23 protein-coding genes and 1 pseudogene are annotated in these 26,550 nt (G+C 38.1%); 8 read left to right on the top strand and 16 right to left on the bottom strand.

The features are described 5' to 3' along the window. Positions 1–478: 478 nt before the first annotated feature. The gene (locus tag JEM49_RS09715; RefSeq protein WP_201874842.1) at positions 479–1,231 is read left to right on the top strand and encodes a TIGR02452 family protein; all 753 of its coding nucleotides are present in this window, start codon (positions 479–481) and stop codon (positions 1,229–1,231) included. A 12-nt stretch (positions 1,232–1,243) separates the two neighbouring features. Here the strand turns inward: JEM49_RS09715 and JEM49_RS09710 are convergent, their stop codons facing one another. From JEM49_RS09710 to JEM49_RS09695, 4 genes are read right to left on the bottom strand one after another with little or no spacing between them, the layout of a single operon-like run. Continuing rightward, positions 1,244–1,615 carry a hypothetical protein gene (locus JEM49_RS09710; RefSeq protein WP_003626968.1) on the bottom strand — a complete coding sequence of 124 codons (372 nt, stop codon included), beginning with the start codon at positions 1,613–1,615 and terminating at the stop codon, positions 1,244–1,246. Between the two features lie 32 nt (positions 1,616–1,647). Continuing rightward, the gene (locus tag JEM49_RS09705; protein ID WP_201874841.1) at positions 1,648–3,879 is read right to left on the bottom strand and encodes a DEAD/DEAH box helicase; all 2,232 of its coding nucleotides are present in this window, start codon (positions 3,877–3,879) and stop codon (positions 1,648–1,650) included. Positions 3,880–3,890: 11 nt separating this feature from the next. Continuing rightward, a complete protein-coding gene (locus tag JEM49_RS09700; RefSeq protein WP_201874840.1) occupies positions 3,891–5,216 on the bottom strand; it encodes an ATP-binding protein in 1,326 nt (441 codons plus the stop codon). Positions 5,217–5,220: 4 nt separating this feature from the next. Then, the gene (locus JEM49_RS09695; protein ID WP_201874839.1) at positions 5,221–7,062 is read right to left on the bottom strand and encodes a TerB N-terminal domain-containing protein; all 1,842 of its coding nucleotides are present in this window, start codon (positions 7,060–7,062) and stop codon (positions 5,221–5,223) included. A gap of 220 nt (positions 7,063–7,282) precedes the next feature. Between JEM49_RS09695 and JEM49_RS09690 the strand changes: the two genes are divergently transcribed. The 3 genes from JEM49_RS09690 (at position 7,283) to JEM49_RS09680 (ending at position 9,700) form a co-directional block, all read left to right on the top strand. Further along, complete coding sequence (locus tag JEM49_RS09690; RefSeq protein WP_025006288.1) at positions 7,283–8,941, top strand: phosphoenolpyruvate carboxykinase (ATP); 1,659 nt, start codon at positions 7,283–7,285, stop codon at positions 8,939–8,941. 188 nt (positions 8,942–9,129) lie between these two features. After that, the gene (locus JEM49_RS09685) at positions 9,130–9,417 is read left to right on the top strand and encodes a type II toxin-antitoxin system RelB/DinJ family antitoxin (RefSeq protein ID WP_025006287.1); all 288 of its coding nucleotides are present in this window, start codon (positions 9,130–9,132) and stop codon (positions 9,415–9,417) included. Beyond that, positions 9,404–9,700 (top strand): type II toxin-antitoxin system RelE/ParE family toxin, encoded by a 297-nt coding sequence (locus tag JEM49_RS09680; RefSeq protein ID WP_242509820.1) that lies wholly within the window; start codon positions 9,404–9,406, stop codon positions 9,698–9,700. The genes JEM49_RS09685 and JEM49_RS09680 overlap by 14 nt, the downstream gene beginning before the upstream one ends. A 44-nt stretch (positions 9,701–9,744) precedes the next feature. Here JEM49_RS09680 and JEM49_RS09675 read toward each other — a convergent pair whose 3' ends face one another. The 9 genes from JEM49_RS09675 to JEM49_RS09635 all read right to left on the bottom strand — a co-directional run bounded on the left by JEM49_RS09675 (position 9,745) and on the right by JEM49_RS09635 (position 17,251). Next, positions 9,745–10,164, bottom strand: coding sequence for a bis(5'-nucleosyl)-tetraphosphatase (locus JEM49_RS09675; protein ID WP_098037049.1), 420 nt, complete (start codon positions 10,162–10,164; stop codon positions 9,745–9,747). Between the two features lie 155 nt (positions 10,165–10,319). Continuing rightward, the gene (locus tag JEM49_RS09670; protein ID WP_003632732.1) at positions 10,320–10,547 is read right to left on the bottom strand and encodes a P8 family protein; all 228 of its coding nucleotides are present in this window, start codon (positions 10,545–10,547) and stop codon (positions 10,320–10,322) included. 86 nt (positions 10,548–10,633) lie between these two features. Continuing rightward, complete coding sequence (locus JEM49_RS09665; RefSeq protein ID WP_098037048.1) at positions 10,634–11,365, bottom strand: carboxymuconolactone decarboxylase family protein; 732 nt, start codon at positions 11,363–11,365, stop codon at positions 10,634–10,636. Positions 11,366–11,473: 108 nt separating this feature from the next. After that, complete coding sequence (locus JEM49_RS09660) at positions 11,474–12,658, bottom strand: acetate/propionate family kinase (protein WP_025006283.1); 1,185 nt, start codon at positions 12,656–12,658, stop codon at positions 11,474–11,476. 315 nt (positions 12,659–12,973) lie between these two features. Further along, positions 12,974–13,780 (bottom strand): mucin-binding protein, encoded by an 807-nt coding sequence (locus JEM49_RS09655; RefSeq protein WP_201874838.1) that lies wholly within the window; start codon positions 13,778–13,780, stop codon positions 12,974–12,976. 33 nt (positions 13,781–13,813) lie between these two features. Further along, complete coding sequence (locus tag JEM49_RS09650) at positions 13,814–14,416, bottom strand: MBG domain-containing protein (protein ID WP_342211678.1); 603 nt, start codon at positions 14,414–14,416, stop codon at positions 13,814–13,816. 9 nt (positions 14,417–14,425) lie between these two features. Further along, positions 14,426–15,166 (bottom strand): MBG domain-containing protein, encoded by a 741-nt coding sequence (locus tag JEM49_RS10700; protein ID WP_342211677.1) that lies wholly within the window; start codon positions 15,164–15,166, stop codon positions 14,426–14,428. Between the two features lie 144 nt (positions 15,167–15,310). Then, positions 15,311–16,690, bottom strand: coding sequence for a Rib/alpha-like domain-containing protein (locus JEM49_RS09640; protein WP_201874833.1), 1,380 nt, complete (start codon positions 16,688–16,690; stop codon positions 15,311–15,313). Positions 16,691–16,729: 39 nt separating this feature from the next. Continuing rightward, complete coding sequence (locus tag JEM49_RS09635) at positions 16,730–17,251, bottom strand: hypothetical protein (RefSeq protein ID WP_201874831.1); 522 nt, start codon at positions 17,249–17,251, stop codon at positions 16,730–16,732. Between the two features lie 231 nt (positions 17,252–17,482). Here JEM49_RS09635 and JEM49_RS09630 point away from each other — a divergent pair. Further along, positions 17,483–17,788: pseudogene (locus JEM49_RS09630) on the top strand (amino acid permease); the annotation flags it as partial. A 226-nt stretch (positions 17,789–18,014) separates the two neighbouring features. Further along, positions 18,015–18,128, top strand: coding sequence for a putative holin-like toxin (locus JEM49_RS09625; RefSeq protein ID WP_191451236.1), 114 nt, complete (start codon positions 18,015–18,017; stop codon positions 18,126–18,128). A 230-nt stretch (positions 18,129–18,358) separates the two neighbouring features. Here the strand turns inward: JEM49_RS09625 and glmS are convergent, their stop codons facing one another. Both glmS and adhE read right to left on the bottom strand, forming a co-directional pair. Then, on the bottom strand, positions 18,359–20,170 hold the full coding sequence (gene glmS / locus JEM49_RS09620) for a glutamine--fructose-6-phosphate transaminase (isomerizing) (protein ID WP_201874829.1): 1,812 nt from the start codon (positions 20,168–20,170) through the stop codon (positions 18,359–18,361). A 194-nt stretch (positions 20,171–20,364) separates the two neighbouring features. After that, positions 20,365–22,989 (bottom strand): bifunctional acetaldehyde-CoA/alcohol dehydrogenase, encoded by a 2,625-nt coding sequence (adhE, locus tag JEM49_RS09615; RefSeq protein WP_201874827.1) that lies wholly within the window; start codon positions 22,987–22,989, stop codon positions 20,365–20,367. A gap of 313 nt (positions 22,990–23,302) precedes the next feature. Between adhE and JEM49_RS09610 the strand changes: the two genes are divergently transcribed. Continuing rightward, positions 23,303–24,676 (top strand): amino acid permease, encoded by a 1,374-nt coding sequence (locus JEM49_RS09610; protein ID WP_201874825.1) that lies wholly within the window; start codon positions 23,303–23,305, stop codon positions 24,674–24,676. Between the two features lie 35 nt (positions 24,677–24,711). Here the strand turns inward: JEM49_RS09610 and JEM49_RS09605 are convergent, their stop codons facing one another. Further along, the gene (locus JEM49_RS09605; RefSeq protein ID WP_342211676.1) at positions 24,712–25,113 is read right to left on the bottom strand and encodes a DapH/DapD/GlmU-related protein; all 402 of its coding nucleotides are present in this window, start codon (positions 25,111–25,113) and stop codon (positions 24,712–24,714) included. Between the two features lie 226 nt (positions 25,114–25,339). On the opposite strand from JEM49_RS09605, the gene JEM49_RS09600 reads away from it, so the two are divergent. Beyond that, on the top strand, positions 25,340–26,550 hold a 1,211-nt coding region (locus tag JEM49_RS09600; protein WP_201874823.1), incomplete at its 3' end, for a thioester-forming surface-anchored protein.

Raw genomic sequence — 26,550 nt, 5'->3', positions numbered from 1 at the left:
AGTTTTTTGCTAGCCGCAAATTGCGTCCTTCTTTTTTAGCCCTGCGCTGTCTGCGAGACAAGACGCGTTGGGCATGGGCAAGCTGCTTGCAAACATGCCAAGAACTTTGCTCTCTTTTAGCTATTCTCATTAAATTATCTATAATAGTTAAGCTTTCTTAATAAAATCTTCTAATTCTTTTTTAGTAAATTGATCACCATATGTAAATTCTAACTGATGCAATATCTGATCATAAGGACTGCTTAAATTCTTTAATACGGTGATCAACTTCTTAAGTCCACTAATAGTAGCTTCTTCTTTGCCCTCTTACTTTTCTTCTAAAAGTCTTGTCTCGTAGTCCATAATCTTGTCCCTTCAATTTCCCTTAGCATTTATTATAATGGCATCAATTTAATACGCAAAAAGTTGGCAAAATTTTTTCAAAAATTCATACTTATATTTAGAAAATACAATATTTACTAAAAAGAAGGCAACTAACATGTACAGCATCCCTAAAATCAAAGCTCACAATGAACAAATGACCAAGTTTTATGCACAGCAAATCCAAGAAACTGTCGATAACACTACTATCTACAATGATCAACCCACCTTTTCAGTTCCATCATCTTCAACTTATCCACAGTTATGTTTCACGCCAACAGATACTGCTACTGCAATTTCACATTCTAATTGGCAAACTGAAAAAACAGCTACACTTAACTTCGCGGATTACCTAGAAGCAGGTGGCGGATACTTGCGCGGCATCGTTGCTCAAGAGGAAGCACTTTGCCTTGAATCTGATCTTTATCAGTGTCTTGCGCCATTTGAACAAACTTACTACAAATGGAATAATGCTCATATTAACCATTCTCTTTACGAAAATCGCGCTCTTTATTCACCTAACATCTTATTTGCACATCCCAAGATTTATGCACAGGTGGATATCATCTCCTGTGCAGCTCCAAATTACACTCAAGTAAAACTATCCGGCATTTCGTATAGAAATGCTTGTCTAACTTTACAAAATCGGATGACCTTCGTAAAACAAATTGCGGAGAGTCAGCACGTTGCCCACCTTATCCTAGGAGCATGGGGAGCCGGCGTTTTTGGTTTCAAAGCAAAAGACGTTGCCCAAATGTGGTACAACGTCTTCAAAGAAAAATCTTCAATTAAAAAAGTGACTTTTGCCGTAATTGATGATCATCGCAATTCGGCAACACAGGATTTTAAAAATTTACTAATTAAGTCCTGAAAAACTCTTTTTTTATTTTTCATTTTCTAAATTATTAATAGCAGTTTCAGCTAAAGCATAAGCTTGTTGAGCCTGATTCTTAGCTTGAACGTAGCCATTCAAGTTATCATCACCACTGGCTAAAACCCTGGCAAAAGCAATTTGTTCCGCCATCAAAAAGTTAAACAAAGAATCCCACTTTTTATCTGCAAACTTAATCTTTTTAGTGGAAATCTTAGACATCAATTCACGGGTTAAATTAAAAGACTTTTCCAAAATTTGCTCATCCGCATCCGTCAAATCACGCACATTGTATGCTTGATGAATTTGGTGTACCTTGAGCAATTCTTTTAACAAAGTTCTGGTTTGAGCATCCTTAGACACATTTTGATTAATTTTAAGCATTGATATTCTCTTTCCTTTTCAAGATATTCCCATTATACCAAATAGTTATCCGCCATTTGCTTAACGCAGCGTTTCATCTCTTGAATGTCTAATACACTATAAGCAAACTCCTTACGCAATAACTCTTTTGGCAAATATTGATCATACTTGTCGATTCCTGGAATTTCTTTAGGATAGACTAAATCCAGCGGATCAAAGTCTTTGTCAGCTTTCTCTTTAAGAATGCGCCAAAAGTCTTGTTCATCCCCATCCATCGCAAAATACATAAAATATGGACGAGATGAATTAAAACCTCGGATATTCAACTGCTCTCCACACTTAATTTTGATCAACCGTTCAAGCGTCAAAAAGGCATACGTTCCAGTCCAAGGGAAAAGACACCACATATTGCCGCCAAGCTTAATCAAATTCTTTTTAGCTAAGCCAGCTAAAGCTGCAGTATCACGAGCCTGGGTTAAGCGTGCCTTGCCATTTTGCATCAGATAAGGATACATGACCTTCTCTTCCAAAACCTTTTTCATTCGTTGCAAAATCTTCGGCTGAATATCACCTGGCACATCCCCAAAGAAAGCAGGAATTCTTCCCTTCACCTCATGGCAATACACTTGATGACGCTTGCGATCGACATCGTCAACTACCCAAACTCGACCAGCAATTGCAATTTTGTCTCCAACTGGAGGTGGCTTAACAATTGTACCTAATTCTTCGCTGCCAGCATGAACACTAAATTCTTCATTTTCCGCAAAAACTGCATAAAATTTAAAGTTATTCACAACCTTTTCACCGGCAAGCCCGACTACTAATCCTTTATTCTCGGTCCATTCAATGTGGTCAATTTTAAGCAAATGCCTAAGCAAAACTTTGTAGTCTTCCTGACTAACATTATGAAAATACGACAAAGTGAGCACCCTTGAGGCAAGCTCTGCTGGCGTCATCTCTCCACTAGAGGCGAGCGTACTCATAGTTTGATGATAAAGCAAACTATACGGCAAGCGATTAGGTTCAGGCGGCTCCACCCATTTTTCTTCCGCGTAAAGTTGAATCAGGGCAATTCCCTGAATAAGAGGCCACGGAATTAATTCTGGCAGCATGGCCCGAGATTCTGGATGTTCTTCGCGCATAACAAAATGCATTTCTGGTGGATTGCCGCGACGACCTGTACGCCCCATTCTTTGCAAAAAGCCTGACACCGTAAACGGAGCATCAATTTGAAACGCTGATTCCAGCTGACCAATATCGATTCCCAATTCCAGTGTTGCAGTAGCACAAGTTGTCATATAAACATCTTCATCTTTCATCGCCGCTTCGGCTGTTTCCCGCAGCGCCGGTGAAAGATTTCCATGGTGAATCATAAAACGATCCGGCTCATGATTATAAGCACAATAAGCTCTAAGTTCCTGACACACTGCCTCACACTCTTCACGACTATTAGTAAAAACTAGGCATTTTTTACCACGTGTATGTTCAAAAATATAACCAATACCTGGATCAGCCAATTCAGGTGCCTTATCCGTTATAGGCTCAACTTGACTAGGATCAAAATCCTTGCTGCTGGCCTGTGGATCAGTTTTATAAAAATGTTCCATTGAAAGATGCCAAATCTGTGGTTCTTTCTGCACCTTAGGTGCAACCGTCTTTCTATTTGAACCAGCTCCTAAAAAATCGCTGGCATCTTGCAAATTACCGATGGTTGCTGAAAGTCCGATTCTTCTGGGATTAACATTTGCTAATTTTGACAAACGTTCAATTAGACAAAAGGTTTGGCCACCGCGGTCACTGCGCAAAAATGAATGGAGTTCATCAATCACAATATACTTCAGCCCGCCAAACAAATGAGGAATATCCATGTGCTTATTGATCATGAAACTCTCAAGCGATTCAGGCGTAATTTGTAAAACTCCTGATGGGTTCTTGAGCATCTTTCTTTTTTGCGTTTGCGCTACATCCCCATGCCAGCGCCAAATTGGTATATCGACATCCTGACAAAGCTCCGTCAAGCGATCGTATTGATCATTAATTAAAGCTTTTAGTGGCGCAATATAAAGCGCTTTGACCGAATCCTCTGGTTCATTATAGATATCTGACAAGATCGGGAAAAATGCGGCTTCTGTTTTCCCTGACGCAGTTGAAGCTGACAAAAGCACATTATCTTCCGTCTCAAAAATTTCCTCCGCGGCTGCTACCTGAATCGGACGTAAATTTTGCCAACCATGTTCATAAATATAGTCTTGGATAAATGGTGCATAATGTGAAAAAACATCCATCTTTTTTACCCTTAAATTCTAAATTCAGTATAATCTTGCTCTTTATTATCTGAGACAGCCTCAGATTTTGTATAATTAAAACGATCAGAATTAAGCAGATCCGTGATTTTAGTATCAGGATTTTGCCAAACGATGTCGAGCAATTCAATAAAGTCACGAATAATTTCACGTGGCGTAATGTTAGTATCTGCACCAACGCGCGCATACTCTATCTTGATAAATTGTGCTAAATCATCATCAGTAATAGTTCTTTCATAGCCATATAAGTTAGCATGCATATCCGCCAATTTTTCAGTTAAAACTAGCATTTCTTCTGCGGTCAATGGCTGCAACTTAATCACTGGAGCGTACATATCACGCGCACCGTTTTGAACAAACTTTCCTGTAGCAAGCCGGCTGCGAAGTGCTTCGTATGAATAAACGCCGCGGCGCCGGTCTTCAATTGCTTGTGGCGTCCCGCACATAATGATGCCCAGGTACTTCGCCTTACCCTGCAAAGTGTCATTGTACATTGTCAAAATCTTTTCATAATTATATTGACGACTAATCGCATTCGGAATTTTAAAAATGTTGACCAATTCGTCAATCATGATCATGAGGCCAGCATAACCTGCCTGTCTGAAGAAAGCCGCAAACAATTTGAGATATTCATACCAATCGCTGTCTGAAATGATAATATCCACACCCAAATCTTTTTTAGCTTCAGTCTTATGACTATACTCGCCTCTAAACCACTTAAGCACTTTAGCTTTAGTTTCATCGTCATTAGACATATAAGCGTGATAATACATGTTAAGCAATTTAGCAAAATCAAAACCATGTACTAATTCATTTAATGATGAAATTACTGCATAGATTTTCTTATCTACTTCGGCTTCAAACTTCGGATCATCATTGGCAATACCACTTTGGGCTACCTGGCTCTGCACAGAATTAATCCAACGATCAAGAATTAAGGTTAAGGCCCCACCTTCAGGACGAGTTTTGGTAGAAAGATTTTGGATTAATTCACGGTAAGTTGCTAGTCCCTGTCCTTTAGAACCTTGCAAGCGACGCTCTGGAGACAAATCGCCATCAACCACAACGAAATTTTTGTCCATTACATAATTACGAATTGTCTGCAGTAAAAAGCTTTTGCCTGAACCGTAACGTCCAACGATAAAACGAAAACTTGCACCGCCATCTTGAATAATATCAACATCATGAAGCAGGGCTTCAATTTCTTCTTTACGGCCGACTGTAATATAAGGCAAACCAATCCGCGGCACTACCCCACCTTTTAGTGAATTTAATACAGTTTGTGCAATTCTTTTTGGTACTCTTCTTTTTTCTGGCATTTTATCATCCCTTTAAAAACATTTCTTGTAAATCATCCGCATAATCTTCAATTATTTGTGGCTGATCTTGTTCATTAAATTCGATCACACTATCGCCAATCTCATCCAGCAATTTTTCATTAATATTATCAGCTAAAATCGAAACCATTAGATGGTGTTTTTGCACATAATCTTGCCACGGCTTCCCTTGCAATAAAGCCATTAGTAAAAACATTTCGTCTTTGTCTAAACCGTAGTCATCTTGATCTACTGAAACTTCTACTTCTTGCTCCTGCTTTTGCACTTGCTCTTGTTCTTCTTGCTCAAGCTGCTTTTCCTCATCGGTTAACAGACTATCACGCGTGACAGAAGCATTGGCCCGAATCTTGTCTAAATCAGAAAAATCAATTTTAATCTGATCAATCTTTGCCTGTTTTTTTTGCTGTTGATAAGCGGCAATTCCAGCCATAATCGCCTTTAACACGGCTTGATCAATAAAACGCGGCTTGATTGCGCGTCCTAAATTCAGCTTCTCGCGTACTAAACGATCTACTTCATGCAAAAAAGTATTCAAGTTCGTTCGCTGTCTTGGCACAGCTTCTTCTTGATGAATGTACCACCAACCCTTTTTGTAATAATACTTTCTCACAGCATCAACCTTAACCGTCATTGGCTTTTTTGCTTTTCTGTAGAAAACTGCGAGCTTAAAAACGGGCTGCTCAACGACCTTCGGCTTAGCTACAAAGCTGCTGTAATAAGCTATGCCATATTTTTTAGCATCTAACACCTCTTGCCAAACACATTTTAAAACTTGAACAAAAGCCTCTTTATTCTTTGCAATTACTTTTGAAGATTTCCAGTATGTCGTCTTTTTTGCAAAAACTTCCGCTAACTCTTCTGCCGTATATTTTTGCGGATAATGCAATATTTCATCATCATGATCTTGCTCAATATCTTTGGCAAAATGCTCAGCTATTTTTTCTTTTCGTAAGCCATAATAAAGCACGTAATCCTTTATCCAATCTGCCAAATATGTTTGAATTCCTAAATCGAAATTATTCACATAATTCTTTTTAAAAGCAATCAGTTTATCGTAGCCATCCTGTGGATTATCCACGCCAATATTATTAAACAGCTCATACAAATATACATATGCATAAGATGTACTAGTGCGATGGTAATCCCCCTTGCGAATCTTAGTCCTCCAGGTAAAGTAACTACGCAATTGCCCCACATTCATATCATGATAAGTGGGAAAGAAACGCTTGAAAGCAAAATATTTTTTATATTCATCTTCGTAATCAGCCATAAACTGCCCTTGAATATAAAAATTCTTCTGCCGACCTGTGCTAGGAAGAATACTGTAATCATATAATTCCCGCATTTGTCTGATCTTATCGGGAATCTCATCGTTAACTTGTCTACGCGGCAACCGCTGCTTTATTGGCTGCGCTTGATATTTTTCCTCTGTTTTTTCTCCTGGAATATAAAAATATTGGCTCTTAGCGACATTTGTATCTTGACCATTCATCGCTAATTTAAATGCATAATCTAGCGCCTTCTTAATCGCTTGCTCATCGCGATTATTAGTCAAAACTACGCCTACCCATTCTGCTCCCTTGATGCGAACCGGATCAGTAAAACCAGGCAAATCACGAATCGTTGGAGCAAAGTCACCACATTTTAAATCTAAAACTGCAATACTGCTCTTGCTTGAATTTTCACCATTAATTCGAGAAAGCATAGCAAAATAGCCACTATCAAGTGGAGACATTAATACATAAGTATCCGTTGAACCTGACACAATTGGTTCAAACTTCAATCCATATTTAGCATAAACATATTTAAAAAGCTGATTAGAATCCATTTTTATGTTCCCTTTTTCGTACGTATGTTCTATATTATATCATCTATTTTATTCTCCGTCTTCTTTGCGTTTTTTTATTTTATGTATATGTTTTCGTATTTCATAAACCTTATATTTTAATATTTAGGTGGTTATACCCAGTCAAGTATGTTAGTATAATAACTGTAAGTTAATGAAAGCGTTTTAATTAATAGCTTCCTAGAGAGGACAAAAACTTAATATGAGTACAAAAGAACGTTATTCTCAAGACGAACTTAGAAAAGCAAATCCAATGTTTAGCCGCACTCGTGCAACTATCGAAAGTGCATTTTACGGCAACAACGTACACGAAGTAACTAGTGTTGCTGAAGCTTATAATTTAGCAAAGAAGCAATCAGGCGTTATTGTTACTGACTTGCCAATCTTACACACTAAAGAATTAGGCTTGCCACATGGTGCAACCCAATTGGTTTACAACCACGGTAAGATCTTAGGTAGAACTGCCAGTGCACGTCACTTCGTTGACAATCCTAACGAAGATGCTGAAGCATTGAACGGTAACTTGCGTGAAGATATCTACAAGGGCCACGAACAAAAATACTTAAAGGCTACTGTTTTGGTAGGTCTTGACCCATCATTTACTGTTAAGGCTCACATCATGATGCCAGAAGATCAAGCCTTCAACCTGCTTTCATACATTTTGAACTTCCACTTCTTCGATGATGAAGCTGAAAAGATGTACGCAAAGTCTAAGTTCTATGATGAACCTGATATTTACTTCTACTTCGATCCTAATGTTCAAGACGAAGACTATCCAAAGGGTTTAGGCGTATTCGACGCTCCACATAACTGTGCTGCTGTCTTCAACCTTCGCTACTTCGGTGAACTTAAGAAGGGTACCTTAACCTTAGCTTGGGCTATCGCTCACCGTCACGGCTACACTGCATGTCACGGTGGTGAAAAGTCATTCCACTTTGACGATAAAGACGACAAGACCTTCGCATTCTACGGCTTGTCAGGTTCTGGTAAGTCAACTTTGACTCACGAAATGTACGATGGTAAATATGATATCACCGTTTTGCACGACGATGCATTCATCATTTCACGTGAAGACGGTTCATCTGTAGCACTTGAACCTTCATACTTCGACAAGACCCACGACTACCCAGCAGGTCACCACGAAACTAAGTACTACACTACTATTATGAACTGTGACGTAACGTTAGACTCAAACGGTAAGAAAGTTATCGTTACTGAAGACTTACGTAACAACAACGGTCGTGTTATCAAGACCCGTTACACTAGTCCTCACCGTGTAGACTTTGAAAAGTCACCAATTACCGCTTTGTTCTGGATTATGAAGGATGGTTCATTGCCTCCAATCATCAAGATTGACGACCCAGTTTTGGCAACTACTATGGGCTGTACTTTAGCAACCAAGAGAACTAGTGCTGAAAACTTGCCTAAGGGCTTCGACATGAACACCTTGGTTATCGAACCATTCGCAGACCCATTCCGTGCATACCCTGTATCAGGCGACTACACAGACTTCAAGGAATTGTTCACTAAGCGTGGAGCAAGCTGCTACAGCTTGAACACGGATGCCTTCATGGGCAAGGACATTCCAAAGGAAGTTACTAAGAAGTTAATCGAAGACTTGGCTAACGGCAACATTAAGGATAGCGACTTCAAGCCATTCGGTAACTTCAAGGGTGTAAGCTACTTACCAATTGAAGGCTACGAAGTTCACCTTGAAGACCCAGAATACCAAAAGACCTTGGCTAAGAGAATGCAAGATCGTTTGAACTGGCTTAACAAGTACGATGAAGAACACCCAGAAACTCCAATTCAAGATGAAGCTAAGAAGACCTTGGAAGCTATTATCAAGGAATTAAGCTAATAATTAGGGAAAATAATATTACCTCATATAATTAAAAACACATTTTCTTAATGACTAAAAGACGAGAGTTGTTACTCTCGTCTTTTTTGGTATAATCTTGCATTTCTATTAATTAGCTATATATCTTATATTTATTTTATTTATAGTTTCTTTAATTTATAATAAAATAGATATAAGGAGCTGATATTATGATTTCAAATAAAGAAAAATTAAGTCAAGTAAATTTTAAAATGCCAGAAAAAGATAAAAAAGAAGTTGCTGCTATTTTTAAATATTATGGTTTAGATTTGAGTACAGGAATAAAAATGTATTTAAAAGAGGTTCAACATACTAAAAGTATCCCTCTATCATTAAAACCAACTACTGAATTAGATGCTGCTATTGCGGAAGCTGATCGAGGTGAATTCGCTGGTGAATTTAATTCATTAGAAGAATTTAATCAAGGATTCGATAAGGCTTTGAATGATGAAGATTAAGTATACCCCACTATTCATTCGATCTGCCAAAAAATATAATAGAAAACATTATCCAATGGATAAAGTAAAAAAATGCGTCAAAGCAATCGTGACGAACGATCAAAAATTTTTAAAAAAGCATAAAGATCATCCTTTAGACAAAGGTGTACGAGAAATACATATAGATAGACAGTATAACGATGACTGGTTACTATACTATCTTTTTAACGAATACACTGAACAAATTGAATTAATTTTACTTGATATTGGTAACCATAAACAAACACATAGAATCATCTACTAAAAAGACGAGAGTTAATTGCTCTCGTCTTTTTGTTATGTAGATCTTTAATTACTTTTTTCAATATAGTCTTGTGCAGCTTCAAGCACTCGCATCTTATCATAAACAGTGAGATACTTTTCAGCTTCAGCACGTGTTATCCACTTATCGCCCTTGATCTCTTCTTTTTGCGTAACTACCTCTTGTCCTGCAACATATTTAGCTAAAAAGTAGGTAACCATTTTTTCTTTACCTGCAGCTAATGCATATCGCGTTTTTTGAACAAAATTAAAATCAAATTCTGGCTTTAACCCTACTTCCTCAAATACTTCTCGCTTAGCTGCAGTTTCAGCATCCTCATCATTTTCTAAGTGTCCCTTAGGAAAGCCCCAATTGTCATTAATCACGCTTTGAACAATTAAAAACTCTAATTGACCATCCTCACGTCTACGGTAAATAACTGCACCAGCAGAATGTTCCAATTTCAGTCTCATTTTTATCACCCATTTCATTAATAAGACAATTATTGATAATTATTGATGATTCATATGCCGTTTGCAAGAAATATACAAAAAAATTGACCAAATTAAAATTTGGTCAATTTAAAGCAGACGAAATTATTAAGACTAGTGGAATATTTTAGTTACTTCTTTAAGTTTTTTTCGCAGTAATCCTTGATCTTATCATCATCGGCCTTGAGCATCCATTCACAGGCTGCTTCAGTCTTCATGGTGTCATGGTTGTTTGCTTCCATTTCGTGGTCCCAAATAGCGTCACGAATAGGCATTGAGTTACCCTTTGCCCAATCAAATACTTGGTCCATTTCACGATCAATCATTGCTGTTTGTTCAATTTCTTTTGCATCTGCCATAATTATAAGCTTCCTTTCATCTACATCTTCTATTCTAGTTCTATTAGCTTAAGCTGTTAAATGAAAGGGCTTAATTTATTAATTTTCTAATCTTTGCCGTTAACTGCTTCATCAGCTTGGTTAACGATTCTCACTGCATTAAGTGAACGAGGATATCCAATGAATGGCACATTTTGTTCAATGACCTTCATTAAGAATTCCTTGTCGTTGCCCAATCTAATATTAGTTTGCGCATGTGATAATAATTGTGGTTCACAGCCACCTTGTGCAGCAATGTAGCAAAATGTAATCATTTCGCGGTCACGATCGTCTAAACCTTTTCTGGTGTAGTAATCACCAAAACAATTATCTACAAGCCACTTGTTGATGGTACCCTTCTTGGCAAAATCCTTCATTTGCGGACCAAATAAACGAATTTGCGTCTCTTCACCTTTTTCTAGGCGATTCTTCATCGTTGTGGTTGACTGACCTGGTAGCGGCAAATCTACTCCTCTTGCAGTCAAAATATCGTTAGTTGCTTTGAAAAATGGAAAAACACGACCTAATCCTAAATAGTCAACAGCTTGATACAAAACTTCTTTAGCTTCAACTGGACTAACCCCGTTATCAAGAGCAACGGGAAGCATGACCTTATACTCGTCAATCCCTTGCATCCCTAACAAATAAGCCAGCGTTGACAACATCTTAGTTCTATCAGGCAAATCAACCGCAGCTTGTACTTCATCAAAAGCAAAATGATTAATCCGTTCTAAGGCTTCTGGATCCGTTTTTTCTAATAAGTTAGCATGAATTCTTTGTGCATCTTCTTTAATTGACATGATATTTTCCTTTCTAAAACGATCTCTTCACTACTTATTTAAGTACGTTTCAGACCTAAAGAAAAATATCTATTTTTTATTCTGCGGAATAACTTCTGCTTATGCTTATTAGCAACATTTAGTTAAACGGACAACATCACGGGCAATCATCAACTCTTCATTAGTTGGGATGATCATCACTTGAATCTTGGAATCCGGCTTAGTGATAAACTTCCGGCCATTGCTCTTATTAGCCTCATAGTCAGGTTTTACACCCATATACCTAAAGGCATCCATTATCTGCTTGCGCACTTCTACGTCGCCTTCACCAACGCCTGCGGTCAAGACTATTCCATCGGCGCCGCCCATTTCAGCAAGATATGAACCAATATAACGCACAACACGATTGATAAAGATCTTGCGTGCCAAAACAGCTCGCGGATCATCGTTATATTTCAAGTCACGCATATCTGAAGAAATACCAGAGAGTCCAATTAAACCAGACTTTTTATTCAAAATATCAATCATCTCATCAATTGAATCTCCGGTTTTATGCATTAAGTGTTGCACAAGAGATGGGTCAATATCGCCTGACCGCGTACCCATAGTTACTCCGGACAAGGGACTAAAGCCCATTGAAGTATCATAAGACTTGCCATTTTTAACAGCGGTAATCGAAGAACCGGAGCCTAAGTGACAAATAATTAGCTTTAAGTCCTTCACATCGCGTTGCATCATCTTAGCTGCTTCCAAGGTAGTGTAATGCACGGAGGTGCCATGAGCACCGTATTTCCGCGCACCATACTTTTTGTAATAATCATAAGGAATAGAATACAGATAATGCACAGGATCTAATGTTTGGTGGAAAGAGGTATCAAACACGGCTACCTGCGGCACATCTGGCAAGACATGCATAAAGGCTTCAATTCCCTTAGCTTCGGCAGGATTGTGCAAAGGTGCAAAACCAGCTAAATCCCAAATCTTTTGTAAATTATCCTTGTTAATAATGGCTGAATCTTTAAAATATTCACCGCCATTTACCACACGGTGTCCTACCCCAACAATCTCATGCAATTTCTCGACAGCATGATATTTCTTCAAGTCATTAATCAATAAATTTACCGCAGCTTCTTGATCTGGAATAGCAATTTGCTTTTTATGTGACTCCCCATTAGCTAACACAATTGTAAAGGTAGAATCTGCCAGACCTACACGATCGGCCATTCCTCGTGCTACTACCTTTTCATCAGGCAATGAAAATAATTTAAACTTGAATGACGAACTCCCCGAATTGACCGCCAAAACTTTTCTCATTAACTACATCCCCTAAATATTAGTTATATTTTTCACAAGTAAATTTTCACTTAATAGTATAGCTTATTAGAATAGCCAGTCAAATGATTTTCAAAAATTCAATTAAACAGCAAAGTCAATCAAATATATTGTTATATAGGTAATAATTGCAATTATTTTTTCGAGATGTAAAACTGTCAAAATCATATTTTGATAAATATCAATATTATGTCTCTTTTTTGGAAAATATAAAAAATATATTCTACTTTGTTCAATTTATAACAAAATTTTTGAGCAAACAAAAACTCCAACGCAGTTTTGCATCAGAGTCTTGTTTTATTCAGTTTCGGCTGAAGCAGCCTTAGCTGGGGCATTAGTTGAAGCGTATGTATCAGCACCCTTTGATGAAATTGAATTATTGTTTCTAGCTGGAGCAGAATTATTCATATCTTCATATAAAGGTGCGTTGTTTTCTTCGTAGCCTTTAATTACGGCTGGACCAGATTCAAGATCTTGATCCTTCGGAGTGGTATCGATTTCGGTATCATCTGAAGTCTCATTTGGAGTCTTGACTGGAACTTCCGGCTTATGATTGTCAGGCTTAATTGGTTCTTCTGGAATAGTGTGATCAGTATCATCACTATTTCCGCCATTGCCACCTGGGTTAATAGCAACATAGGTGACAGTGATTGTGACATCGCTGGTAGCTTCTGTAACTTCAGCGGCATCAATTGAATTAATTGCAGTAGTCTTATCGCCTACCTTTTGTTCAATGTGCATTGTGTAGCCTGAAATTGCTTGTGGAATGTAAGCATCCCATTGTGACTTAGCAGGATCCTTAGCATTAGATTCCTTAAATGTCCAATCGCTGTAAACCACTTCACCAGTTACTTCATCGAAGGTTGCAGTTCTAGTGAAGTCAACCTTTTGAGTCTTAGTGATCTTGGTTCCATCTGGCTTAGTTACATTGATTGTACGAGTTGGAGTCTTAGTCAGAGTTTCCATTGATGGATAAGTCTTATTTGGATTGCCTGGAACCTTACCTGTTGGGATCTTATCTTCAGGAGTTTCTGGAGTTACTATGATTGTCTTGTGTTCAATTACAACAGGAATATCTGGATGTCCATTTGGTCCAAATTTCACAGTTTCAGGAACGTCTTGACCATCAACTAGCTTCTAACCTGCTGGAATTGTTGAATGAACATCAACAGTTTCATCGGTCTTACCGTCAACTTTGTCAGTCTTAATGGTTTGACCATCTTCGTCTTTGTAGATAATGTTGGTTGTTTGAGCATTTGGTGTGTAAGTGATATCAACACTTTCTGGATCAGTACCATAAGTTACAGGTTTAGTTGCTATACTTGCAATTGTTGGAGTATATCCATCAATCGTTGGTGTAGTGAATGGTCCCCAATTTCCAGTTGACCAAGCACCATAAGTTACTTTACCAGTAACTTCGTCAACTACAGCATTTCTGTAGATCTTCGCATCCTGAGCAGTTGAAGTTCCTTCGTAACTTCCATTAATTTCAACTTTAGCTATTACATATGCAAACTGACCACTTTCGCTAACTTTGTAGTTTGGATTATCCTTTTGCAATTGCTTTACACCAGCTTGAGTTAAAGCAATGTAGTAAGTACCAGCATCGGTTGGAACTTTATCCAATTTATTACCATCTTTATCAACCCACTCATAATCACTAGGTGTCAAGTTAGCAACATTCAAAGTTTGACCTTCAACTAAACCAGCTGCAGTAAATTGAGCATCATTATCGTCAATTGTTGCTGTTTAACCATCGTAAGTCTTACCAGGAGTGGTATTTGGCTTCTTGTCTAAAGTTACGGTTAAGTCTTTTTGCTTAATTGTAAAGCTTGCATTGCTACTTAAATCCTTAGCAGCAAGAGTTACATTACCTGCACCTGCGTAATTATCAATAGCAGCTTGCAAGCGAGCGAGGCCATCAGTGCTTAGGCTAACAGTGTAGTCATCGGCCTTAGCTGAATTATTTTCAATGGTGTAGTCACCTGCATGTAACTTGTAAGTATCAGCAACAGTGCTACCTGGGAAAGTAAACTTAGCTTCAATATCACCATCAGGACTATTCAAGTCATCAAGTGAAATACCCTTGCCATCGTAAATCTTAGAAGCTGAACCACTTAAAGTTGCAGTACCACTTACAGGATTAATTGTGTAAGTAAATTCACCATTAATCGTTAAGTTGTAGTTTGGATTTTCCGCTTTCAGCTTAGCTTCTGAACTATCCTTGAGCTTCAAGTAGTAAGTGCCTGCATTGATTGGATCACCAGTCATAGCAGTGAACGTACCATCAGCATTCTTGGTGAACCAAGCATAGTCACTAGCAGTTAAGTCAGTTGACTTCAATGTTTGATTCTTTACAAAACCACTATCAGTCCAACCTAACTTGCTCAAAACATCAGCTACTGAAGTAGTCTTTGCATCATAATCACGACTACCTTCCTTGCCAAGAGTTGCTGTAGCAGTTGCAGTAGCACCGTAAGTTACAACAATTTGCGTATTCTTAGTATCACCGTTTACTGTTTCGGCAGGGATTTGACCATTTACAAGTTGAAGTGGAGTTGAGGTAGATGCTCCTTCAACTGTTTGAGTGACAGAAATGTTGTAGCCAGCATGAATTGGAACATCTTGTACGCCCTAGTTACTATCAGCTTTCCAACCACTACCATCAAAGCCTTCAAAGGTGACTCCAGTATCATCACCATTTACTTTAACTTGTCTGCTTAATTTGGCAGTTTGCGTAATTGTGCGATCTGCTTGACCTGGTTCCTTAATGGTAATCGTTCTTGTAACACTCTTATTTAATAATGAATTTGGAACATAGTAAGTAGTTAAGTCATTTCTCATGTACCAAACATCATTATCATTATTCATATAGACCGTATTAGAGTTGTAATTTGGGTTTGCAAATGTGAAAGTTGAGTATGAACCATCATATCTAATGTTAGCCACGGCGTAACCATCACGACTAGGAGAAGTCAATCCAATAGAAGCGTCATTACCCTTAGGTGGTAAACTCCAAGATCCTGAAACTGCGTGGAAAACAGGAGTAGCTTCGTCGCCTGCATCCCAATCTGGAGCCCAATTACCAGTGTAAACAATCTTATTAGTAGCTGTATCTAAAGTACCTGCTTTCTTAAATAATACTTGAACTTGAGCATCTGGATCAATAGTTTTCCCATTATGTTCACCACCAGCAATCTTAAAATGAGCAGTAAGTGTTCTAGTTTGAACTTCATCAGGAATATACAAAATCGTGTGAACTGGCTTTGCTTCATAAACAGAAGCTGCATCTGTATATGCTATTGATGCGTTGCTAGAAAGAGATGTATTTTCTGAATTCCAAGTTGGGAATACAAATTGATTTGCTGGGACCTTATTCTTATTGTCAGCAGGACCACTAGTATAAGCAGTGTAGCCCTTTAAGACCGTAATGCGGCGACTGTCATTAATGGCTACATTACGGTGAGCTACTGGAGTAACAATATTTTTCTTAGTTCCTTGATCATAATACGTAGCAGTAATCTGAACATCATTGTAGGAACCTGGCTTCATCCAATTAGATTCATTACCAACGTATTGGAAAGTAGTACCTTCTGGAAAGACATCCGTGTTAGTAACAAGATCTTTAGCCGTTAACTTCGTACCATAATCAATTGTTCTACTCTCGGCCTTTACATTAGCCTTGGTAGTAAGCGTAATATCCTTAACCGTATACCTTGAACCACTTGGCAAAGTAATTACAATATTACCGTTCCTGGTTTCTCCGGCTTTGTCTAGAACCAGACTCTTTTCGCCGTTGTCACCCTGCCATTCAAAGGTAGTTCCGGCAGGCCAAACTTTATTGCCACCAGAGAGTAAATTATTAATTACATTAATAGTCCCATGAGGACCACCTTTAACTGTTACAGGGTTTTCAACAAAATTGCTTAAGTTGCGACCGTCATTCTCTGTGTAACTTGTAGGGCCGTTAGTAAGATCTACTACTTCATTCTTTATATTTTTTACAGAAGGCATGATGGCAAAGGCATCTTCCTTAATTCTTTGCCATTTTATTTATGGTAAAGTACCAACGTTTACTGGTGTAGTTTGAGCACAGCCTAAATCTTTATATGCTTTTTTCACAGCCTTAGCAAACTTTTGCGTTGCTCCCAGATCTTGACTGTCTGGATTAGCAAAGATTAGTGGCTGACCAGCATCAGTAAACCCATTGTTAAAAGTTGTATTGATAATCAAATGAAACTTACCAGAATTCATGTCGGCACTAGTCTGATTAGTTCCAGCTAATTGTAACTGACTAGCAGACATTTGCGTGCCATCAGCTAAGGTAATCTTAACCTGATTTTTAAAATCACTGCCATTAACTGCCTGTTGGATTAGTTGCTTATTTTGACCAACGGCTGCAGGGTATTGTAACCCGAGATTTGCTATTGGATATTTAGTTGGCTTGCCATCGACAGAAATGTTAAGAGTGGGGCTTGCATCACCGCCGGCATTAAAGATATAAATGGGATCGTCTTTTAAACTAGGTGCTGTGATATAGTTAACTTCGATTTCTTGCTTATCCGCATTAGGCAATGCAAGCTGATCAAATCCATTGGTATAAGTTAAATTCAGCTTAAATTTATTAGTTTTAGTGGTATATAAACTCTTTGGCGCAGTCCAATCACTAACACCAGCCGTAATTCCTAGAGCATAAGCTAAAGCGTAGTTTTCGTAGAAATATTCGCCAATTTTTGGCCAGTATACAACAACGCAATTGTTTATTATGGGACAGCTATTGGCTTAATTATTCTATTTACAATTATCAATTTCTTGGTATCCTGCATCGTTCTTGCTTCCTTTGTTCAATACGTGCCATCAATTTTGGCAGTTATCAAATTCAAGCACACCAATGAATTCCCTAACCATGGCTTCAAGCTTCCTGGCGGTTACACAATTCCAATCTTGGCTTTGTTAATTTCCTGCTACATGGTTACTAACTTCACTTGGAAGACAATTTTGGTTGGTGTTGTAGTCGGTGTCTTGGCTGCTGTCGCCTACTTCTTTATTGAAAAAGACGAAAAGGCAGAACAAAAGCACCAACAATATTTAGCTAAAATGCGGCAGAAATAGCTAAAAACAATTAGACGCAAAAAGGAATCGAATCAAATTGATTCGGTCCCTTTTATTTTCACTCGAGATTTACGATAAATTTATCTTGTTCGCTTGTGAACGTATATTCGAATTTAGTATAATTTTATCCGTAGAAAAGCTGAAGCGGTGGCAATCCTTCAAGGAGATGGTGCTTATGAGTGATTTTTAACTCGTATTCCTATCCTAATAGAAAGAAGACGCCTTCGTGTCTGTATCAGATGCGTTACAACTAATGCTAGCATTCGGCTCATTTGTCGTTATGTTAATCTCATTAGTTGTGGAGTTGATTAAGTTCTTTAATCAGCAAAACAAAAAATAACTGCTTTAGCTCTGCAAAGCTGGCAGTTATCTGATAAATCATAAAATTATTGGATAGCACCCGCAGATGCTATTTCTACATTAAGAGGTTGGCTCATTTGCCGACCTCTTTTTCATTACTATTATAGCAAGTTTTTTAAGTCCGTACAAAAATATATCAATGAATTATCTTAACTAAAAATAGCGATGGCACATTCACCATCGCTATCCTTAGTTTTATTCAAATATTAATTATTCAACAGTAACACTCTTAGCTAAGTTACGTGGCTTATCAACATCTAAGCCCTTATCCTTAGAAGCGTAGTATGCAAGAAGTTGAGCAGGTACAACTGTCAAAAGTGCTGACATGTAGTAGTTAATTTCTGGCAAAACAATGTCATCGCCTTCGCGAGCAAAGTCCTTACCAACAATAGTAATTACACTAGCACCACGAGAAACAACTTCTTGAATGTTACCACGAGTAAGATCAGCAGTAACTGGATCATTAATCAAAGCAACTACCGGAGTACCCTTTTCAATTAATGAAATAGTACCGTGCTTAAGTTCTGCCGCTGCAAAACCTTCAGTTTGGATGTATGAAACTTCCTTCAACTTAAGAGCAGCTTCAAGAGCAACAGCATAGTCAATACCACGACCAATGTAGAATGCATTTCTTGATTTAATCAAGTAGTCATCTGCAAGCTTCTTGATCTTTTCCTTACCGTCAACGATTTGTTGGATGCCTTCTGCAGCCATTGCCAAATCTTGACGCAAGTCCCAATCCTTAGCATTTTCATTATTCAACTTTTCACCAAGAGCCTTAGCAAGAACAGCTTGTAAAGCAATCTGAGCGGTGTAAGCCTTAGTTGAAGCAACGGCAATTTCAGGGCCAGCACCCAAGAGCATTGTGTAAGTAGCTTCACGAGAAAGAGTTGAACCTTCTACGTTAGTCATAGTTAAGCTTGGAATGCCACGCTTGTTAACTTCCTTCAAAACAACACGTGAGTCAGCAGTTTCACCTGATTGAGTCAAGAAGATGAAGAATGGGTGCTTGCTCATCATTGGGAAGTGGTAGCCAGCTTCTGAAGCCAAACCAACTTCGGTTGGAATACCAGTGTAATGTTCAAAGAGAGTCTTACCAACTAAGCCTGCATGGTAACTAGTACCGGCAGCAAAGATGTATAAACGGTCTGCCTTAGAAATAGCATCAAGAATATCTTGATCAACCTTTGGTTCACCATTTTCATCAAGGTAGTTTTGTGACATGTGACGCATTACGCCAGGTTGTTCATCAATTTCCTTAAGCATGTAGAATTCGTAAGCACCCTTTGAAGCTGCGTTTGGATCAATGTTCAAAACGTGAGGTTCACGGTCAACTTTTTTACCATCAACAGTTTCAATAGTGTAAGAATCCTTAGTAATGTCACCAACATCCCCATCGTGCAAATCAACGAAAGTCTTAGTTTGGTCCATTACTGAAATAGCATCTGAAGCAATGATGTTAAAACCATCACCGATACCAAGCATCATTGGTGACTTGTTCTTAGCGATAAAGACATGATCTGGTTCAGTATTATCAACAAGCAAGAATGCGTATGAACCCTTAACAAGCTTCAAAGCCTCCTTAAATGCTGAAAAGCCATCCAAATTCTTGTCGCGTGCAATCTTACCGATTAATTGTACAACCACTTCAGTATCAGTATCTGAGTGGAAGTGTACGCCTTGTAAGTACTTTCCCTTCAATTCAGCGAAGTTTTCAATCACACCGTTGTGAACCAAGTAGAAACGCTTAGTTTCATCAAAGTGAGGGTGAGCATTGTCAACAGTTGGCTTACCGTGAGTAGCCCAACGGGTATGACCAATACCTACCAAACCTTGTTCATCTGGAGTCAACTTTTCTTTTAAGTTTGAAATACGGCCAACAGCCTTAGTCAAATATTCATTTCCATTTAAATCATTCAAGTAAATACCAGCTGAATCATAGCCACGGTATTCCAAATTTGTTAATCCGCTTAAAATAATTTCTCTTGCTGGTTTACCAACAACCCCAACAATTCCACACATAAATTTTTCTCCTTTGGTCTAGTTCACTTTCTGACAGTGGACTAGTTTGATTTCATTGTTACAGTTGCAATAATATTCTTTTTTGCCAAAGCGGTCAAGTGATTATTATCGAAATTGGTATAATCGATTTTAGAGCAAAAAAACAGCGGTCAGTTTTAATATACTGATCGCCATTTTGTATGTGTAAATTTAAATTACTTAGTCTTAATATCCTTACCTTCAAAGCTGTCTCTTATCAATTGAGCAATTTGACTAATTAATGGAGCAACTGGGTTAGTTACAGTATTTTGGTCGCCGTAAGCTTCAACAGCTAATTGGTCAACCTTCTTATTGAATTCATTTTCATCAACACCGTAATCCTTGTATGCCATCTTGATACCAACTGATTGAGCTAAATCGATAATCTTTTGAACTAATTCTTCAATCAATTCAGCATCGCTTGAACCGGTCAAACCGATAGCTCTAGCAATTTCTGCGTAATCCTTGTCAGCACGGTAAACTGAGTAATGAGGCCACATAGCAAGCTTTTCTGGACGCTTAGCATTGAAGCGGATAACTTGTGGTAAAGCAATAGCATCGCTGACACCACTTGGAATATCAAAGGTTGAACCAACAGTGTGGGCAATTGAGTGTTCCAAGCCAAGGAATGCGTTTGAGTATGCCATACCAGCAATAGTAGCTGCATCGTGCATCTTCTTGCGAGCATCAAGATCACCATCATATGACTTCTTCAAGTTAGCGAAGATGATCTTAATAGCTTCAAGTGACCAACCACGAGTAAAGTCAGTAGCCATAGTTGAAACGTAACTTTCGATTGCGTGACCTAAAGCTTCAAAGCCTGACCAAGCAATCAAGCGTTTGGGCAATTTTTGTACGAATTGGTCATCAACAATAGAAACATCTGGGGTCAAAGCATAGTCACAAAGGGTGTGCTTAATACCAGTCTTAGCATCGCTAATGACAGCGATTGGTGAAACTTCTGAACCAGTACCTGAAGTGGTTGGAATACATACAAGTTGAACGCCGTTAATCTTTGGGAAGCGAACTACTCTTTTTCTGATATCCAAAAACTTTTGATAAGCTTCTTCAAACTTCATTTCTGGATTTTCGTAGAATAAACGCATTACCTTAGCAGCGTCCATGACTGAACCACCACCGATGGCGATGACAACGTCTGGTTTAAAGATGTTCATTCTGTGAACCCCATCTTTAATGACGTCGGTGCTTGGATCAAGCGTTACGGCCTTGAAGACTTCGTATTCTTTTTGACCACGACGCTTAGAGATAATGTCGGTAATTTCATCGGCAAAGCCTTGGTCAGCTACGCCTTCATCAGTAACGATGAAGAAACGGTTAACGTTTGGCATGTGACGTAAGTAGTTAGCTGCGTTGTGTTCGAAGTAGGTCTTAGAAGGAACCTTTACCCATTGCATGTTGTCACGACGCTTGGCAACAGTTTTAATGTTAAGCAAATCGCGAGCACCAATGTTGTGTGAGAAGGTGTTGGCACCATATGAACCAGTACCCAAGGTAAGTGATGGCAACATATTGTTGTAAAGGTCACCGATACCACCAAAAGCAGCTGGTGAGTTAACCAAGATACGGCATGCATCCATCTTCATTGAGAATTCTTTGATTACTTTTTGATCACTTGAGTGAAGTCCAGCAGTGTGACCACGACCACCGTAATCAAGCAATTCTGAACAAATTCTGAAAGCATCATCATGATCTTTAGCACGGTATAAAGTGAAGACTGGTGAAAGCTTTTCAGCTGAAAGTGGGAATTTTCTACCAACGCCCTTGTATTCAGCAACAATAACCTTGGTCTCCTTTGGTACATCAACGCCGCAGAGCTTAGCAATTTCATAAGCTGACTTACCAGCTACAGGACCTGCAACAGTACCACGTCTTGGATCGATGAAGTGTTCTTCAAACTTCTTAATTTCTTCTTTGCTCAAGAAGTAGCAGCTCCACTTCTTGAATTCTTCCTTAACTCGGTCGTAGATTTCATCATCTACAACAACTGAGTTTTCAGAGGCACAAACCATACCGTTATCGAAGTTCTTTGACAAAACAATGTCGTAAACGGCACGGTCAATATTAGCAGTCTTTTCAATGTAGGATGGGCCGTTACCAGGACCAACACCGATGGCTGGCTTACCTGATGAATATGCGGCCTTAACCATACCAGGACCACCTGTAGCTAAAATGGTTTGAACACCTGGGTTATTCATTAAATCAGTAGTAGCATCCAAACTTGGTTCTTCAATCCATTGAATTGCATCTTTTGGAGCACCCGCAGCAACGGCTGCAGCTTGAATGATCTTACCAGTTTCTACACAACACTTTTGAGCTTGTGGGTGGAAGCCGAAAATAATAGTATTTCTAGTCTTTAAAGCAAGCATAGCTTTGAAGATAACAGTTGAAGTTGGGTTAGTTACTGGAGTAACACCGGCAATAACACCTTTAGGTTCAGCAATCTTGGTTAAACCTAATTCCTTGTCTTCCTCAATTACGCCAACAGTCTTTTCGTGACGTAAACTATTCCAAATATTTTCACTAGCGTACATGTTCTTAGTAGTTTTGTCTTCTACTACACCACGCTTAGTTTCTTCAACAGCCATCTTAGCTAGTGGGTAAGCATTTTGTTCACCTGCAGTAGCAACTGCTTCACAGATCTTATCAACTTGTTCTTGTGTGAAGTTAGCCATTTGGTCTAATGCAACATGTGATCTTTTTACTAAATTATCAACCATGTCGTAAATTTGCTTTTTCTTCTCTTCCTCTGTTTGAGTCTCTTTTGGTTGTGTCTTAGCCATTATTTTATTACCTCTAAGATCTACTAATTCTTGTGAACTAATTTACAATGTCAACTATAGCACAATAAATTTAAAAGTAAACGCCATAATTTCCGTAATTCACTAGTGAACAAGCATAAAAAATCACTCTATAATTTACTCTCAGACTAATGAAAGCGGTTGCTGTTTTTACTAGTTTGTGAATTAACAAACATATTAATTTATATTATTCTTCTGAATTTTTTAAAAGCTTTCCTATAATCACTGGTGCTCGATTGCAAAAATGATAAAATATTAAGTACATGTGAGAAAACTGAGAATATGGGGGAAATATATGAGTGAGAAAAAATCAGAGACTAGTTCTGGATATAAAAGAACCCTAAGCAATGCTCACATTCAATTAATTGCTTTGGGAGGAACAATCGGAACCGGTCTTTTTCTAGGTGTCGGTGACAGTATTCATAGGGCCGGGCCTAGCGTTATCTTGATCTATATCATTGTAGGTATTTTCCTATTCTTGCTTATGCGAGCCTTAGGCGAAATGATTATGTCTGACCTTCATAAACACACTTACATTGATTTTATCGAACAATATCTCGGTAAAAATATCGGATTTATTACCGGATATCTTTATTGGATTAGTTGGATCACTTTAGGAATGGCAGAAACAACTGCCTTAGGAATTTATTTTGAATATTGGTTTCCCAATTTAAAACCATGGATTCCAGGATTAATTACAATTGCCATTTTGTTGATCATCAATCTAATTTCAGCTCGTGTTTTTGGTAATTTGGAATTCAGTTTTGCCATTATCAAAATCGTGACAGTAGTTGCTTTTGTTTTATTGATCGCTTATCTATTAATCACTGGTGGTAAAACATCATTTGGTCCTGTTGCCTTTGCCAACTTAGATGATCACGGTGGTTTCTTTGCTAGAGGTACTAAAGGATTTTTGCAAGGTTTCCAAATGGTTATCTTTAGTTTTATTGGAGTTGAACTTATTGGTTTAACTGCTGCGGAAGCCCAAAATCCTAAAACTACCTTAAAGCGAGCAATTAATCAGTTACCTGTTCGTATCATTTTGTTTTATGTAATGGCAATCTTAGGTATTTTACTAGTGATCCCTTGGTCAAAAGTAGCAACTAACTCCAGTCCATTTGTTCAAGCACTTGGAGCTACGGGAATTAGAAATGCGAGTTTAATCATTAACTTCGTTGTAATTTCTGCGGCGGTTTCATCTACCAATAGTTTTTTATACAGTGCGGGACGACTTTTGTTCTCAGTTACTTTCCACGGCAAAGGCAAGTGGAATCAAACTTTTGGTCACCTATCCAGACGGCAGTTGCCACAAAATGCTTTAATTTTGTCAGCATTATTTATGGCCTGCGCACCACTGATTACCTTGATTATCGGCGATCAAGCCTTTAACTTTATTTCATCTACTTCAACAAGTATGTTCTTGATCATCTGGTGCTTAATGGTTTTGACTCACATTGCTTACAGAAGAAAAACACCTGAAAATAAGTTAAATGACTTCAAAATGCCTGGCTTCCCTTACGTTGATTATTTGATTCTATTGTTCTTCGTATTGATGATCATCTTACTTTTGATTTTACCAAGCTACCGCATCCCAATGATTTCAGCTATCGTTACTTTCATCATCTTGTACTTAATCTCCAAACTATGGGGTGACAAAAAAGAAGCTTAAAAAAAGACGCGACAATGTTGCGTTTTTTTATTCGTCTATTTTTTGATAATTTTTGCAGGTACGCCAGCAACTACTGTGTTTTTCGGCACATCCTTAGTAACCACTGCTCCAGCAGCTATTACAGCATTTTCACCCACAATTACGCCTGGACAAATGGTAGCCCTGGCACCGATCCAGACATTTTTCTTGATAAGTACTGGCTTTAATTCGAGTTCTTTTCTCTGCTTAGGTTTTAAGCCGTGGTTAACGGAAAGAAGATATGCACCTGGTCCAATTAAAACATCGTCTTCAATGGTGATGCCACCTAAGTCAACCATCATCACATTGGAGTTAATAAAGACGCGTTCACCTATTTTGATGTTGTGGCCGTAATCCGTGTAAAATGGCAATCTAATTTCTGTACTCTTGGGGATTTTTTGTCCTGTGATTTCACTGATTAATTACCGCGCTTCACATTCATAATGACGCTGCGCGTTCAAGTTCTGCAACAAACGCTGATTTTGTTCGACAATTTGGCTCAGATCATTTATATGATCTGAGTTTTTTTATTTATTACACAATTTTTTAAAATATTAGTGGATTTATTAAATAATGAGTGTTATTATTGAAACTGAAATTTAGGTAAGCTAATTCAATTTTTAATTTGTGAAAGGAGGCGGCAATATGCAAACTAGAAAAAATGCTGTTTTATTAGCATTTATGATGATTTTGACTAGTTTACTATTGCTAGTAAGTTTATCTGCAAATATTACTCATGCTGCAGAAAAGGGGTCTACTTTAAACGGGCAGACACAGCAGTTTAATAAAGGTGAAGGAAACCCCAATTCGAAAGATTCGAAATCTGATTCAGAAGAAGCTACTCCAAGTAAAAGAACTAATTCTGAAGATAATTCTACTACTCAATCAAATCAGACGGCCACTGTAACGATTAATAAAATCGCTTCTGATACCCAGAAACAATTGGCCGGTGCTCATCTTCAAATTTGGGAGAATGGCAAGCTAGTACAAGACTTTACTACTACTGGTGAGGCAAGTGTGTTCAATCTGCCTAAAGGAGAATATACAATTAAAGAAGTATCGGCTCCTAAAGGATATGATGTAGCAAAAGCAAAGCCATTTACGGTTGCTGATGAAAATATTACTACTATTGGTACTACTGTAGGAGCTGGTACAGGTAAGACAGGTAATAAGATTTACATCGATTCTGGAAAAGAAGAAATTTATATCTATGGTCAAAATGGTCGAAAGGACTTAGGATATTGTTTCAATGCTCAAAAACATTATCCTGATCGTGATGATCCTGATGATGACAAAGGTGTTTCCTATGATAAAAGAAGCATCACAGATGGCTCTCCAGTTAATCAATTCATGGGTACACCACGTGAGTCAAAAGATGAAGATAGCTTAAAGGCTATTAAAACTATTATTTGGAATGGTTTTGCATCAAATCCAGATAATGTTCAAAAGAAATATGGCTTAACAGATGATGAATTGTACCGGATTACCCAGCGTGCCATTTGGTACTATACTGATTCAGGTATACTTGATTTAGGGATACCTAATGATAATCTTGACAGAAATGTTAGCGATGAAGTATTGCAAAATGCTTTAAACGATATTATTAAAGTAGATCCAAACAGTCCAATTCCTAGTGGAATGGCAATAGATTTCTTTATTCCAGATAATAATCATACAAATTACCAAAATGTTTTGGCTGCTTCATTTACTTCAACTCAGACTAAGGCTGGTAAGCCGGTTCCAGTTACATTAGTAGATAATCGTTCATCAGTAGATAATCATTCTTCAGAAGATAAAAAGCACAACAATTCTGAAGATAATCATTCTTCAGTAGATAAAAAGCACAACAATTCTGA

The organism is Lactobacillus sp. A27, assembly GCF_016742815.1.
Lineage (GTDB): Bacteria > Bacillota > Bacilli > Lactobacillales > Lactobacillaceae > Lactobacillus > Lactobacillus gallinarum.
Note: the sequence above shows the minus strand (reverse complement) of the source record. Positions and strands in the feature narration are given on the sequence as shown.